Source organism: Clostridium sp. C1, assembly GCF_018223625.1.
Classification (GTDB): Bacteria; Bacillota_I; Bacilli_A; order Erysipelotrichales; family Coprobacillaceae; genus Allocoprobacillus.
Genome location: NZ_CP073631.1, coordinates 2,861,684 through 2,875,401, shown reverse-complemented (window position 1 = coordinate 2,875,401; position 13,718 = coordinate 2,861,684). Strand labels below are relative to the sequence as shown.

Annotated in this window: 15 protein-coding genes; 4 read left to right on the top strand and 11 right to left on the bottom strand. The window is 31.6% G+C overall.

Translation table 11 applies throughout. The annotated features are described in order from the left end of the window. Position 1 precedes the first annotated feature (1 nt). The 4 genes from nrdD to KEC48_RS15280 all read right to left on the bottom strand — a co-directional run bounded on the left by nrdD (position 2) and on the right by KEC48_RS15280 (position 4,298). The gene (gene nrdD / locus KEC48_RS15295; protein WP_087358857.1) at positions 2 to 2,182 is read right to left on the bottom strand and encodes an anaerobic ribonucleoside-triphosphate reductase; all 2,181 of its coding nucleotides are present in this window, start codon (positions 2,180 to 2,182) and stop codon (positions 2 to 4) included. Between the two features lie 223 nt (positions 2,183 to 2,405). Beyond that, positions 2,406 to 2,675 (bottom strand): acylphosphatase, encoded by a 270-nt coding sequence (locus KEC48_RS15290; protein WP_211963365.1) that lies wholly within the window; start codon positions 2,673 to 2,675, stop codon positions 2,406 to 2,408. A gap of 70 nt (positions 2,676 to 2,745) precedes the next feature. Next, a complete protein-coding gene (locus KEC48_RS15285; protein ID WP_211963363.1) occupies positions 2,746 to 3,468 on the bottom strand; it encodes an ABC transporter permease in 723 nt (240 codons plus the stop codon). Then, entirely contained in the window at positions 3,468 to 4,298 is an 831-nt protein-coding gene (locus KEC48_RS15280; RefSeq protein ID WP_211963361.1) for an ABC transporter ATP-binding protein, read from the bottom strand. The genes KEC48_RS15285 and KEC48_RS15280 overlap by 1 nt, the downstream gene beginning before the upstream one ends. A gap of 384 nt (positions 4,299 to 4,682) precedes the next feature. On the opposite strand from KEC48_RS15280, the gene KEC48_RS15275 reads away from it, so the two are divergent. Then, positions 4,683 to 5,186 (top strand): hypothetical protein, encoded by a 504-nt coding sequence (locus KEC48_RS15275; protein WP_211961963.1) that lies wholly within the window; start codon positions 4,683 to 4,685, stop codon positions 5,184 to 5,186. 2 nt (positions 5,187 to 5,188) lie between these two features. Here KEC48_RS15275 and KEC48_RS15270 read toward each other — a convergent pair whose 3' ends face one another. Continuing rightward, positions 5,189 to 5,851, bottom strand: coding sequence for an IS3 family transposase (locus KEC48_RS15270; protein ID WP_211965521.1), 663 nt, complete (start codon positions 5,849 to 5,851; stop codon positions 5,189 to 5,191). A 224-nt stretch (positions 5,852 to 6,075) separates the two neighbouring features. Next, on the bottom strand, positions 6,076 to 6,519 hold the full coding sequence (locus tag KEC48_RS15265) for an HTH domain-containing protein (protein WP_087357186.1): 444 nt from the start codon (positions 6,517 to 6,519) through the stop codon (positions 6,076 to 6,078). Positions 6,520 to 6,610: 91 nt separating this feature from the next. On the opposite strand from KEC48_RS15265, the gene KEC48_RS15260 reads away from it, so the two are divergent. Continuing rightward, complete coding sequence (locus KEC48_RS15260) at positions 6,611 to 7,372, top strand: hypothetical protein (protein ID WP_211963360.1); 762 nt, start codon at positions 6,611 to 6,613, stop codon at positions 7,370 to 7,372. 338 nt (positions 7,373 to 7,710) lie between these two features. On the opposite strand, the gene KEC48_RS15255 is transcribed toward KEC48_RS15260, so the two are convergent. From KEC48_RS15255 to KEC48_RS15235, 5 genes are all read right to left on the bottom strand, one after another. Then, positions 7,711 to 7,863, bottom strand: coding sequence for a hypothetical protein (locus KEC48_RS15255; protein WP_211963358.1), 153 nt, complete (start codon positions 7,861 to 7,863; stop codon positions 7,711 to 7,713). 111 nt (positions 7,864 to 7,974) lie between these two features. Further along, complete coding sequence (gene galE, locus KEC48_RS15250; RefSeq protein ID WP_087358790.1) at positions 7,975 to 8,979, bottom strand: UDP-glucose 4-epimerase GalE; 1,005 nt, start codon at positions 8,977 to 8,979, stop codon at positions 7,975 to 7,977. After that, positions 8,976 to 9,239, bottom strand: coding sequence for a thioredoxin family protein (locus KEC48_RS15245; protein WP_087358792.1), 264 nt, complete (start codon positions 9,237 to 9,239; stop codon positions 8,976 to 8,978). The genes galE and KEC48_RS15245 overlap by 4 nt, the downstream gene beginning before the upstream one ends. A gap of 1 nt (position 9,240) precedes the next feature. Beyond that, a complete protein-coding gene (locus tag KEC48_RS15240; RefSeq protein ID WP_087358795.1) occupies positions 9,241 to 9,723 on the bottom strand; it encodes a peptidylprolyl isomerase in 483 nt (160 codons plus the stop codon). Further along, on the bottom strand, positions 9,720 to 10,004 hold the full coding sequence (locus KEC48_RS15235; RefSeq protein ID WP_087358797.1) for a hypothetical protein: 285 nt from the start codon (positions 10,002 to 10,004) through the stop codon (positions 9,720 to 9,722). Before KEC48_RS15235 ends, KEC48_RS15240 begins: the two co-directional genes overlap by 4 nt. A gap of 139 nt (positions 10,005 to 10,143) precedes the next feature. On the opposite strand from KEC48_RS15235, the gene KEC48_RS15230 reads away from it, so the two are divergent. Together KEC48_RS15230 and KEC48_RS15225 are read left to right on the top strand one after the other, a co-directional pair. Then, complete coding sequence (locus tag KEC48_RS15230) at positions 10,144 to 12,201, top strand: elongation factor G (protein ID WP_211963356.1); 2,058 nt, start codon at positions 10,144 to 10,146, stop codon at positions 12,199 to 12,201. A gap of 121 nt (positions 12,202 to 12,322) precedes the next feature. Further along, positions 12,323 to 13,684, top strand: a complete 1,362-nt coding sequence (locus KEC48_RS15225) for a C40 family peptidase (RefSeq protein WP_211963354.1) — start codon at positions 12,323 to 12,325, stop codon at positions 13,682 to 13,684. Positions 13,685 to 13,718 lie beyond the last annotated feature (34 nt).

Sequence of the window (13,718 nt, the reverse complement as noted above, 5' to 3'; positions counted from 1 at the left end):
TTTATAAATGAAGTACACGTTCCTTAATTTCTTGTGTACGTCCCTGATTCCAGAACTGTGTTCCAATATATCCACATGTACGTCTGGCGACGCTCATCTTATCCTGATTTGTATTTCCACAATTTGGACAAATCCAAATCAATTTTCCATCTTTATCTTCTTTAATTTGAATTTCACCATCATAGCCACATTCCATACAATAGTCACTCTTTGTATTCAATTCTGCATACATAATATGTTCATAAATATGCTTCATAACAGCTAAAACAGCTTCAATGTTATCTTGCATATTTGGTACTTCAACGTAGCTAATTGCTCCTCCTGGAGATAATTTCTGGAATTGTGATTCAAAAGTTAATTTTGTAAAGGCATCTATTTCTTCAGTCACATTAACATGATAGCTATTCGTAATATAGTTTTTATCAGTCACACCAGGAATTTTTCCAAAACGTTTTTGTAGACATTTCGCAAATTTATAAGTTGTTGATTCAATTGGTGTACCATATAAACTAAAATCAATATTTTCTTCTGCTTTCCATTTGGCACAGGCATCATTTAAATGTTGCATCACTTCTAAAGCAAATGGTGTCGCATCTGGATCAGTATGTGATTTTCCTGTCATATATTTCACACATTCACAAAGACCGGCATAACCTAATGAGATTGTTGAATATCCACCATATAGTAATTGATCAATCGTTTCACCTTTTTTAAGTCTTGCCAGTGCACCATATTGCCATAAGATTGGTGCAACATCACTGACAGTCCCTTTTAAACGATTATGACGACACATTAAAGCTTCTTTACATAAAGCCAGTCTTTCATCCATAATACGCCAGAATTCTTTCATATCACCTTGTGATGAACAAGCAACATCTACTAGATTAATAGTCACAACACCTTGATTAAAACGTCCATAATATTTAGGTTTATTTGTCTTTGGATCAACATAAGGTGTTAAGAAACTACGACATCCCATACATGTATAACAATGTCCTTCATTATTTTTATCCACTTTTAATTCCAGCATTTTCTTTTCAGAAATATAGTCTGGAACCATACGTTTTGCTGTACATTTCGCTGCTAATTCAGTTAAATACCAATATTTGCTGTTTTCACTAATATTATCTTCTTCTAAAACATAAATCAACTTAGGGAAAGCTGGTGTCACATAAACACCTTTTTCATTTTTAACACCTAAAATTCTTTGATTTAATGTTTCTTCAATAATTAAAGCCAAGTCATCTTTAATTTGTCCATCAGGAACTTCATTTAAATACATAAAAACTGTCACAAATGGTGCTTGACCATTTGTTGTCATCAACGTAATGACCTGATATTGAATCATTTGAACACCACGATTAATTTCTTTACGTACACGATATTCTGCCAATTCGTTAATCTGTTCTTCACTGACAGGAATATTTTCCTGCTCAAATTCTTCACGGACTTCTTTTCTAAACTTTTGACGACTGACATCAACAAAAGGAGCAAGATGTGACAAGCTAATACTTTGTCCCCCATATTGTGAACTTGCAACTTGAGCAATAATTTGTGTCGCTATATTACAAGCTGTTGAAAAGCTTTTTGGTCTTTCAATCATCGTTTCACTAATGACTGTTCCATTTTGTAACATATCTTCCAGATTAACTAAACAGCAATTATGCATATGTTGAGCAAAATAATCTGAATCATGGAAGTGAATAATTCCTTCTTCGTGAGCCTTCACAATATGACCAGGCAATAAAAGACGTTTTGTAATATCTTTACTAACTTCCCCTGCCATATAATCTCTTTGAACACTATTGACAGTTGGATTCTTATTAGAATTTTCTTGTTTTACTTCTTCATTTGCACATTCAATCAAACTTAAAATCTGTTCATCAGTTGTATTTGATTTACGTACTAATGCTCTCATATAACGATATGTAATATATTTTCTAGCTACTGCAAAAGCATTCAATTTCATAATTTCATTTTCTACAAGATTTTGAATTTCTTCAACATTCAAAGCTCTTTTCATCTTTTCACATTGATACTTCACATTATTTGTAATATTATCAATATCTTCATCCGATAATCTATCTTTACCTACAACTTCATTATTTGCTTTTTCAATTGCAGCTGTAATCTTTGTCTGATCAAATAAAACTTCTGCTCCATTACGCTTAATAATTTTCATAAACATCCTTCCTCCTTAGTCTTGTACCTGTAAGTTTACCATAATCCTCAGTTCAAAAAAAGGAATATGCTCTATAGGTCCACAGTTTTTTCTTTGTTCACAAACAAAATCAAAAAACATTGATAAAAACAACGTTTTTTGATTTTTATAACTTTTCTATGAAAATAACTATCCCTATTATAACCGATATTTTTTAAAAGAAAAGACTTGACATGATAAATAATTAATATTTCAATTCAAATCCCTTTTCTTCTTTTAAAATCTCTAAATCTTCCATCATACATTCGTCGATACGTATATAACGTATACTTTTCATATGATTAATAAGCTGCTGAATACGTACCCACTCACCTTGAATACATGCCTCAACATCCCCATTACTCAAATTTCTTACCCATCCTGTTAAATGCAGACGTGTCGCTTGTTGATAAACTGTAATACGAAAACCAACCCCTTGAACACGTCCTTTAAAAATAATATGTTTTCTTACCATAGACTCACCTTCTTTTTCTTATTTTATCATTTTCAATGAATGAAAAAAAGAGAAATCAATACCGATTTCCCTAATCATCTAATCCTTTTTTCTTGTAACCATACATAAAAGCAATAACTCCCAAAACTATCCATACGATACAGACAATTATAGCTATCACTGTATCTTGATTAAAGAAAGGCTGTTTTGCTGATAATTGTAAATAAAGTGTTTGGAAAGAGGTTGTTGGAAAAATAACTGCAATCTTTTCAATCATTTCATTCAGTTGACTGAAAATAGGTGGCAACATTAAGAAGATCATCAAAGGTGAACTCAATGTTCCAGCACTCATCTGATCTTTAGAAAGCAAACCTACCAAAGCACCAAAAAACAAGACACTTAATGATGCTAAAATGTAAAAGATAAGAAAATATACTAAATATCCTATTGGTTCTTGACAAACAAGGAAAATAAGGATTCCATCAATTAACATCAAAACCAATGCAACAAAAGCTTTACTTAACAAAAAATCAGTTGCGCTGACATTAGCCAACATTAACGAACGCAAAGTATGTTTTTCTTTTTCCTCAGCTACCATATTAGCTAAGACATTCAATGGAATAATAGAAATCGTCATAACGATACACATCACAATGACAAAACTTCCTGTTGCTTCTTTAAGAATATCTCCTAATAAAAATTTATACATGACTCCAAATAAAACCGGTAAAGCCAACATTAAAAATACATTTTTATTCACAAAACAATTCTTCAAATCTTTCATAAACAATGCTTTACAAATACGTATATTCATTATGATTCCTCCTTCGTCAATGTTAAAAAGACTTCTTTTAAAGTTGGTTCAATTGAGTGAATCATTAATAATTCATCAATCTGTTCCAATTCCTGCTTTAAAAGTTTTAAATCTAAAGGAATCGTATAATCCTGCTGATTTGTTTTAATACGAATCTGTTTCTTAGAATATTTCAGTTTGAGAGCTTCAGGTTGTCCACTTTCAATAATATGTCCATGATTCAAAAAGGCTACACGATGACACATTTCATCTGCTTCTTCCATATTATGAGTTGTTAAAAAGACAGTCGTCCCTTTTGCATTCAGTTTTTTGATGATTTCTCTCACTTCATTTGCTGTGGAAGGGTCCAAATTAGCTGTAGGTTCATCTAAAAATAGAAGTGAAGGTGAATGAATAATTGTTCTAGCAAAGATTAATCGTTGTTTCATTCCTTTTGATAATTGACTAACCAATTGCTTTTTAGCCTCTAATAAATCTACTTCTTCCAAGACTTTTTCAATACAGCTTTTATCAATACCATAGATTTTTGCAAATAACAGTAAATTATCATAAACACTCATCTTTTCATATAAACCACTATTATCACTCATAATCCCTATTTGACTTTTTATTTTTGATGAAAAAGGATTCTCTTTTAATATATGAATTTCTCCTCCATCACTTTTTAATTGCCCCGTCAATAATTTAATCGTTGTTGTTTTTCCAGCCCCCGAAGGACCTAAAAAGCCAAAAATTTCCCCTTTTCGAACTGAAAAATCACAATTCTCTAAGGCAACAGTTGTCTGAAACCTTTTTGATAGTTGTTTCGCTTCAATTACATTTTCTTTCATCATATATCCTCCTTTTTTCATTATATACCCCCCTCCGATATTTTTGCAATAAGACAATACCATTAGACTTTATTTTCTCACCTTTATCAATTTCATACATTTTTAACTTACTATTAAAACTATTATTATCAGCAACATTTACAATACATTGTTTTATTTTGTGCTATAATAAGGAAACAGAAAAGAGGGGTATTATGAATTTCAAATCATTTATAGAAAATAAAAAAAGATTTATTATTATTGTCTAAAGTGTACCCTATGTCAAGGACAATTAAATAAAAAGGTATATTTTTAACGAATATTATCTTATATGATTGTGTCAAGGAGGAATGACACAGTCTTAAGCCACTGGTCAAGATCAGTGGCTTTGTGTTTAAGATGATTATGTATATTTTTAATGATTCTAAAAAGTTTAAACTTGTTTGTGTCAAGTATGACAACTGTATTGAATTTAAGGTCAACAGAAATGGTAATGTTATTGAAGGAATCCTTTCTAAAGGTGTCTATTATAACTGGATTGCTTTTCCTTCACTTAACACGTCCTGTCAACTCGCCGATTTCTCAGATTCCTTTTGGAACGAGGAACAGCTTTTCAATGTTTTCCACAATGATTTCGATGTGTCAACTGTGCTTATGACCATTAGTGAGCTTAAGGATCTTTTCAGTCAGGACTATCAGTCCTACACTGATGGTTATAAGTTCATGTCCACTCGCGAATATATCTTCTGGCTTGAAAATCAATGTGAAGTCTTATCCTATCAGATGATTGATATGCAGACCCGTTTTGAATCTCAGCTTAATATTGACCTTGAAGAAGAACTCTTGGATGAAAGAAACCAATATCATGATATGATGCGTTTTCAATATGATGATACTATTTTTGAATAGTATCATTTTTTTATATCTATTGGATATATATCTGACAGCCAGTACTGATAATATTCTGAAGGTGACAGTTTTGCCAGGTCCCACTGATACCTTTCGTTATTGTAGTAATCTATATAATCATCTATAACTGCTTTAAGGTCATTGAAAGTGTTGCACCTGCTTATATCTATTTCATCTTTCATATGACCAAAAAAGGATTCCTGTGGTGCATTATCCCAGCAGTTGCCCCTTCTTGACATTGATTGCCTCAATCCTTTGTCCTTGAGCAGCTTTTGAAAATCTATACTGGTGTAATGAATGCCCTGGTCGCTATGGCATATCGTCTTGTTTGTTTTGATTGTCGCTCCATGCTTTTCAAACAGTTGTTTTACAGTCATTAACACAAAGTCAATCTCCAATGATTCGCTGACAACATATGATAGTATCTCATTGGTAAATGCATCCTTCATGACCGATAGATATGCTTTTCTTTTTTCTTTCCCATAAAAGAGATATGTAATATCGGTTAATATGACTATTCTTGGCTCCTGTATGAAATCACGATTGACAACATTGGGGGCAATATTATTTGTTTTTATTGCTTTTGCCATTCTTCTATATGGATTGGCTTTTCTTATTTTGCAGAAAAGTCCATATTTTTCATGAGCCTCCTTATTTTTTGATATTCATCCTTACTCCCATGTGCAGCAGATGCATGTGAATGCTTCTTGCTCCTTTATCATATCCTCTGTACTGATATGCCTTCAATATGAGTTCAAAATCGTTCTTGTCCGCTGTTCTTTCTGCTGGCGCTTATTGCAGTTATTTTTCCAGTTGTAGAAGCCACTTCTGGAAACTTCTGCAATTTCACATAATCTGGTAATGTTGAGAAGATTGTCATCTCGAGAAATCATTTCTTCGATGATTTTGTATTTTTCTTCTGCAGTTTCCAATAGGCTTCCCTCTCCAGTGATCTTATTTTTTTTAGAAACTCTATTTCCTGTTTTTGATAGGCAATCTTATGTTCAAGATAAGCAATCTTTTCTTCGGGGGACATGTCTCTTGTTCTAGGGCGACCTGCATTGTGTTTTCTGGTATCTTCAAATCCTTCTAAGCGTTCTGCTTCCTTCTTTATTCGTTGAACAATATTACTTATGCGTTTTGGTCCAAGAATATGTGGATCAATATCAAAGGAAGAAAGTATGGAAGAAGGGGCTTCTCCTTGTGAATAGCGTGACCAGAACTCCATTTTAAACTTTTGGGAGTATTTAATGCTTTTGTAAGATATTTTTTCAATATATGGATTATCCTTGAGTATTTTAATTTGTTCATCAGTAAAATAGTTTACACCCATTCCAATCAATCCTTTCATCAAATCATATTATAAGCAAAATAAAAGACCCTGTAAAACAGAGTCGGTTAAATATTCAGCATCACATTTTAGAGTGATACCTTTTTATTTAACTGTCCATTTTACAGGGTACAGTTTAGTCATTATTCTTATTGTTATATTATGTTTTTTCATCTTTTTCTCATTTCAAAGTCAAACAGTTGTTCAAAAAACAGATGATCAGCAAACAACTGCACTCAACCAACAATCATCAAATTTAACACAAGAAGATACATCACCTGACCAATCATCACAAAAGAGTGATTCTTCTAAAAAAGATTCATCATCCAAAACAAAAGAAACCGATAAAAATAATCAAACAAAAGTTTCAAAAAATGATTCCCATACACAACAAACATCGAAGAATTCATCAGAAACAATAACTAACAAAAGCTCTCAAAAATCTACAACAAGTAAGAGTTCATCTTCAACACATAAGCATGTATGGAAAGATCATAAAGCCAAAAAATGGGTCAGTCATATGGTCACTGTTGACGATTATGAAACAAAAACAATTAAGGGTGCTAGATTTTACACTTACTCTGGAAAGAATGAATTAGGTCAACCTACTTATACTGCCAATGGTCCAACGTACTGGTTTGAAAATGGATTTACTGAAAAAGATTTAAAAAATATTATGGTAACTGGTATTAAAAATGCTGATGAAAATGGATTATATAATGGTGTTAATTATAGTAACTACCAAAACGTATCCAAAACAGAAAAAGTAAAAGTTGGTTCACATCAAGAAGATCAAGGACACTATGAAGAATATGTAGACTATCAGTATTGTAGTATCTGTGGAGCAAAAAAATAGATAAAAGTAATACGACAATATTTTGACCATTGTCGTATTTTTAATATCAATATTTTAAACAGTTAAATTTGAGATTATTCCTTATTTTCTATGCAAGTGATAATAAAAATACAAATGATATCCTAATAAACTTATTATATTTCCTATAAGGAAAAAGAGAAAAGGAATTCCATCTACCAACATATAATAAATCTTTGGAGGATAAGCTTCTGGCAATATATATAAACAAATAAAACCAGTAATAATCAATATAAACCAAACAATCAAACAGATGATATCCATCTTCCTATTATTTTTATCCACCAACAACATTCCATTCCAAATTGATGTCATAATCCCTAATCTATAAATACCCATGTGATAGTCAAAAGATAATTATGCTGTGATATAAAAGTCAATATATCATAACGAATGTATTGATAATATAACATCAACATCAAGTAAAAAACAGGAAATATCAAAATATAAATCTTTTTTAAAGTCTTTTTCATTATCAATCACCTCTCTACTTTCAGTATATCATTTTTCATTCAATGTTTCATAAATATATCATTTCATCAAAAAAGCTGTTAACTTCTACAGCTAACAGCTTTCCAATATTTTTATTTTTTGTTATGAATGATGAAGTTATAAGCATCTTTGCACATATCTTCTAATGATTTTTCAGCAACCCATCCCAGTTCTTCTCTGGCTTTAGCTGGATCTGCATAACAAGTTGCTATATCTCCGGCACGTCTTGGTTTGATTTCATAGTTGACTTTGACATTGTTTGCTTTTTCATAAGCTTTCACAATATCTAAAACACTATAACCATGTCCTGTTCCTAAATTATAAGTATAAACACCATGATCACCAACAAGTTTCTTTAAGGCTTTGACATGTCCTTTTGCTAAATCTACAACATGGATATAATCTCTGACACCTGTTCCATCTGGTGTATCATAATCGTTACCAAAGACACCTAAACATTCTAATTCACCAACAGCTACTTTAGAAATATAAGGCACAAGGTTATTAGGAATACCATTTGGATCTTCTCCTAATAAACCACTCTCATGAGCACCAATAGGATTGAAATATCTTAATAAAACAATATTCCATTGGTCATCAGAAATATAAATATCTCTTAAAATATTTTCAATCATTAATTTTGTTGTTCCATAAGGATTTGTTGTTGGACCTAATGGAAAATCTTCTTTGATAGGTACTGTATGAGGATTTCCATATACAGTTGCACTTGATGAAAAGATTAAATTCTTACAGTTATATTTTCTTAATAATTGACATAAAACAAGTGTACTCATCAAGTTATTTTGATAATATTCCATTGGTTTTTGAACAGACTCACCAACAGCTTTATAACCTGCAAAATGAATAGCACCATCAATTTGATGTTCTTGAAAAACCTTTTCCATAGCTTCTTCATCACAACAATCCACTTCATAAAAAGCAGGTCTTTTCCCTGTAATCTTAGTGATATTGTCCAATGCTTCTGGCTTAGAATTGTAAAAGTTATCTACAATCACAACTTCATGTCCTTCCTGCATTAACTCAACAACTGTGTGGCTTCCAATATATCCCGCACCACCTGTGACTAAAATTTTCATTCATTTTCCTCCTTTAAATAGTCCTCAAATATCTTTTGAATTTCTTCTTTTGTCACTGCTCCTTCATGAAGTTTTCTTTGACCTTCAAAAAAACAAGGAACATAATAATAATCATAACGATCAGCCAATTCACTTTGTTCACTTTCTTCAATCGTTTCTATAGGAATCTGCTGATATTGATTATTTTGCTGATAAAGTTCTTCTATCCATTGAAATGCCTGACGACAATAAGGACAGTTTTTTAAATAAAATAATTTCATCTTAAATCAACCTCATTGTTTTAATAACGACTGGTTCTAATGGACAATCTCTAGCATCCGTTGCCACATTAGCAATTTCATCAATCACATGTTTTCCTTTCGTAATTTTTCCAAAAGCAGCATATTCTCCATCAAGATGAGGTGCATCTTCATGCATAATAAAGAATTGTGAACTTGCTGAATCCTTAATCATTGTACGTGCCATTGAAAGCACACCTCTGGTATGCAATAATGGATTATCGATACCATTACTTTTAAATTCTCCTTTAATTGCTGGTGTTTCATGAATATGCATATCTTTATCATAGCCACCACCTTGAATCATAAATCCCGCAATGACACGATGGAAGATTAATCCATCATAAAAATGACTTTCAATTAAATCAACAAAATTTTTCACAGTACGTGGAGCAATTTCAGGATATAACTCTCCCGACATCACTTCTCCATTTTCCATTTCAATTTCAAAATCTATTGTTTTCATAATTCGTCCTCTTTCTCCTCAATCATACGACGCTGATCGGTCGTATTTTCTTTTTTCTTTTTTAAATAAAACTTTACACCAAAAAATAACACAATCATTGCAATAAGACATAACAACAAATGAACAATTTTTCCCATTTGTTCAAATTGATATGCTAAAGCAACAGTTAAACATAAATTCAAAATCAATAAAGCACCTGTTGTTTTTATTCTCTTATTATAAAGGCAATCCAATGCAAAAGCATTCGATAAAAACAATATAATAATTAATCCAACTTCCATGTTTTTTCCTCCTAGTGTTATCATAACATCTTTTTCTATAAATTTCACTATAATTATGCTGTAACCGTTTTCATTATTTTATAAATGTGTTAGAATAAAAGAAAGATATTCCAAAAAATATTAAAGGAGCGTGATGATAATGAGAGCTTATCACTCAAACGAAATTGGAAATGTCGTTGTGTTAGGTCACTCTGGGAGTGGCAAAACCAGCGTGATTGAAGCAATGGCTTATCGTGCTGGTTTAACAAACCGTATTGGAAAAATTGAAGATGGAAACACAATTAGTGATTATTCACCAGAAGAAATCAAAAGACATTCTTCAGTAGGATTGTCTATTATTCCATTAGAATGGAATAACTGTAAGATTAATTTATTAGACACACCCGGTTCTTTTGATTTTGTTGGTGAAGTTGAAGCCGCTTTAAAAGTTGCTGAAAGTGCCTTGATTGTTGTTCCGGCAACAGAAGGAATCAGTGTTGGAACAAAGGAAGCCATGCATAAAGCTTATGATAAAGCCAAGATGATTTATATTAGCGGGCTGGATTATCCAAATGCTGCTTACCAGCAAAAATTAGAAGATTTAAAAATGACATATGGAAAAGCGATTGCCCCTATTCAAGTTCCGATTATGGAAGGAAATAAAATGGTTGGTTATGTCAATGTTGCAAAAATGGAAGGACGTTATTTTGATGGTGAACAAACACATCCTTGTCCTATTCCAGATGATATGTGGGATGAAATTACACCTATTAAAAATATGATTGATGAAGCTGTAGCAAATACCAATGATGAATTATTAGAGAAATATATTAATGAAGAACCTTTCACAAAGGACGAAATTTCTTGGGCTTTACGTCAAGGTGTTATGAATAAAACATTGATTCCAGTATTATGTGGAACAAATCAGATTGGAATTCAAATTATATTAAATTCTATGGTAGCATTCTTTAGTGCTGCTGGAGATATGGTCAATTCTATGGTTGTGCATAATGAGGAAACAGATGAAGATGATTTAATTGGTTTTGATGAATCTTTGGCACCATCTTTATTTGTATTTAAAACAATAGCTGATCCTTTTGTTGGGCGTATTTCTTTATTTAAGGTTTGTACAGGTTCTATTCATGCTGGTATGACTTTATTCAATGTTCAGAAAAAAGAAGCTGAGAAATTGAATAAACTCTATATTATGAAGGGAAAAGAATTAATTGAAACAGATTGTTTAAATGCTGGAGATATTGGTGCTTTATCTAAATTATCCTATACTCAAACAAATGATACATTATGTACTTTGGATTATCGTATCACTTATGAAACAATCTTATTCTCTCAACCTTATTATGGAAAAGCCATTAAACCTGTAGGTAAAGCAAATGAAGAAAAGATTACTAATGCTTTAAATAAACTTTTGGAAGAAGATAAAACATTAAAATTTGAAAATAATCCAGAAACAAAACAACAATGTATTTATGGTATTGGAGATATTCATATTGATAGTGTTGTTTCTAAATTAAAAGAAAGATTTAAAATTGATGTCACATTAGATAATATTATTATTCCTTATCGTGAAACGATTCGTGGTCAAGTGACACAACGTTATAAATATAAGAAACAATCTGGTGGTCATGGTCAATATGGTGATGTAGAAATCACATTTGAACCTTTACATGATTATACTGTTCCATTTGTATTTGAAGAAAAAATCTTTGGTGGTGCTGTTCCTAAAGCTTACTTCCCTGCTGTAGAAAAAGGTTTAGTGGAAGCAACAAAGCATGGTATTTTAGCACAGTATCCTGTTTTAGGTATTAAAGCAACTTTGATTGATGGTTCATATCATAGTGTTGATTCTTCTGAAATGGCATTTAAAACAGCAACAATCATGTGTTTTAAAGAAGCAATGGAAAAAGCAAAACCTGCTTTATTAGAACCATTTATGACTTTGCATGTTTATATTGATGAAAAATTTACGGGAGATATTATGGGACACTTCAATAAAAAACGTGCCCGTGTGATGGGTAGTGAAATCTTAGAAGATGGTTTAATTAAGATTACTGCTGAAGCCCCACAGGAAGAAGTCATGAATTATGCTGTTGATTTACGTGCAATGACACAAGGTCAAGGCTTCTTTGATATGGAATTTCTAGGATATGAGTTTGCACCTGAACATGTGACAAAACGTGTGATCGCAAACCATCAATAATGTAAAAAAGGAGATAACAAAGCGTTATTTCCTTTTTTCACATCATTCACACAATATTCCAACAATAATTATTTGACAGTTTCTAAAAATGCTTTAGAATAAAGATAAGGAGGAATGTGATGTGTTGAAAAAGAAAATCATTGTTTCATGTTTATCATTCAGTCTGTTTGCCTGTCTATTTGCAACATCCTACCATGTCAAAGCAGTAGATTTTGAAGGAAAAGAATCTCAATATATCAAATTATGTTCTTCTTCTAAACTCACAAACAGTCAACAAAAAACATGTAAAGAATTTAATAATTATCTCTATGATAAAAATAAAGAATTAAAAGAAGAAGCATCCCAAGCTAAAGAAGATGCTCAAAATACAAAAGAAGATATTGCCCAAATCGCTCAAAAGATTACCGAAATAGATACAAAAATAGAATCAGCTGAAAGTGAATTAAATTATGTACAAAAAAATATTGAAAAATTAAAAAAAGAAGTACAAGAGCAAAGTGAAAAACTTCAAGAACGTTTGTATAGTATGCAAACAACACTTAATTCAAATATTTTTACAACATATATCTTTGGTGCTGATACTATTTCTGATTTCATGAGCCGTATTATCAACATTAAAGAAATTACCAATTATGATAATGAACTGATTGATCAAATCAATGAAAATATAAAAGAAGTACAAAAACAAGAAACAACTTTAAAGAATTTAAAAGCATCTCTAGAAGATGATAAAAAAGAACAGGCAAGTCTGCAAAAAACATTCCAGGCAAAATTAACCGAACAAAATAAGACAGTTGCAAGTAACACATCTCAAGCAGCGAAAAACCAAGAATCTATTGAATCTATTCAAAAGAACTTAGCCGCTATCCAAAAAGCATCTGATGCTTCAAAAGTGAACCATGTTTCTCAGGCAACACCTAATAAAAAACCATCTTCTAGTCAATCAACCCAAAAACCATCGCAAAATGAATCAAGCAATACCAATGATGATTCTTCTCAAAAAGAAGAACAAAAAGAAGAACAAAATCAAGAAGAAAATAATACATCTTCTGATAGCAATTTATCATCTAATGAAGAATTAGGTTTAGCTATTGCGAATAAGGCATTAACACGTCAAGGTTATATGTATGTATGGGGTGGTTGTCATACAATGAGTGAAGTTAAAAATCCAAATCAGACAAAATTTGATTGTTCTGGTTTAGTTTGCTGGGCTCATTATCAATGTGGTGTAAACATTGGTGTTCAATCAACCAAATGGAATCTTGCAACAGCAGGAAAATCTGTTTCAAAAGCAAATATACAGGCAGGAGATATTATTCTCTTTAGTGACAATGGTGCCTTTAGTGGTGTTCATCATGTAGGAATCTATATCGGAGATAATAAAATGGTTCATGCTCCTTCAACAGGAAAACCTGTTCAAGTTGCTGATTTAAGTTATAGCTATTGGCAAAATGAATGGTATACTTGCCGTCGTTTATATTAGACATCATGATGATGTCTTTTTTTCATGATAAAAG

Bases quoted from the DNA above. Each gene is read 5' to 3' on its own strand.
- nrdD (WP_087358857.1), bottom strand. From the start codon at position 2,182: ATGAAAATTATTAAGCGTAATGGAGCAGAAGTTTTATTTGATCAGACA.
- KEC48_RS15290 (WP_211963365.1), bottom strand. From the start codon at position 2,675: ATGGTAAGAAAACATATTATTTTTAAAGGACGTGTTCAAGGGGTTGGT.
- KEC48_RS15285 (WP_211963363.1), bottom strand. From the start codon at position 3,468: ATGAATATACGTATTTGTAAAGCATTGTTTATGAAAGATTTGAAGAAT.
- KEC48_RS15280 (WP_211963361.1), bottom strand. From the start codon at position 4,298: ATGAAAGAAAATGTAATTGAAGCGAAACAACTATCAAAAAGGTTTCAG.
- KEC48_RS15275 (WP_211961963.1), top strand. From the start codon at position 4,683: ATGTATATTTTTAATGATTCTAAAAAGTTTAAACTTGTTTGTGTCAAG.
- KEC48_RS15265 (WP_087357186.1), bottom strand. From the start codon at position 6,519: ATGGGTGTAAACTATTTTACTGATGAACAAATTAAAATACTCAAGGAT.
- KEC48_RS15255 (WP_211963358.1), bottom strand. From the start codon at position 7,863: ATGAAAAAGACTTTAAAAAAGATTTATATTTTGATATTTCCTGTTTTT.
- galE (WP_087358790.1), bottom strand. From the start codon at position 8,979: ATGAAAATTTTAGTCACAGGTGGTGCGGGATATATTGGAAGCCACACA.
- KEC48_RS15245 (WP_087358792.1), bottom strand. From the start codon at position 9,239: ATGAAATTATTTTATTTAAAAAACTGTCCTTATTGTCGTCAGGCATTT.
- KEC48_RS15240 (WP_087358795.1), bottom strand. From the start codon at position 9,723: ATGAAAACAATAGATTTTGAAATTGAAATGGAAAATGGAGAAGTGATG.
- KEC48_RS15235 (WP_087358797.1), bottom strand. From the start codon at position 10,004: ATGGAAGTTGGATTAATTATTATATTGTTTTTATCGAATGCTTTTGCA.
- KEC48_RS15230 (WP_211963356.1), top strand. From the start codon at position 10,144: ATGAGAGCTTATCACTCAAACGAAATTGGAAATGTCGTTGTGTTAGGT.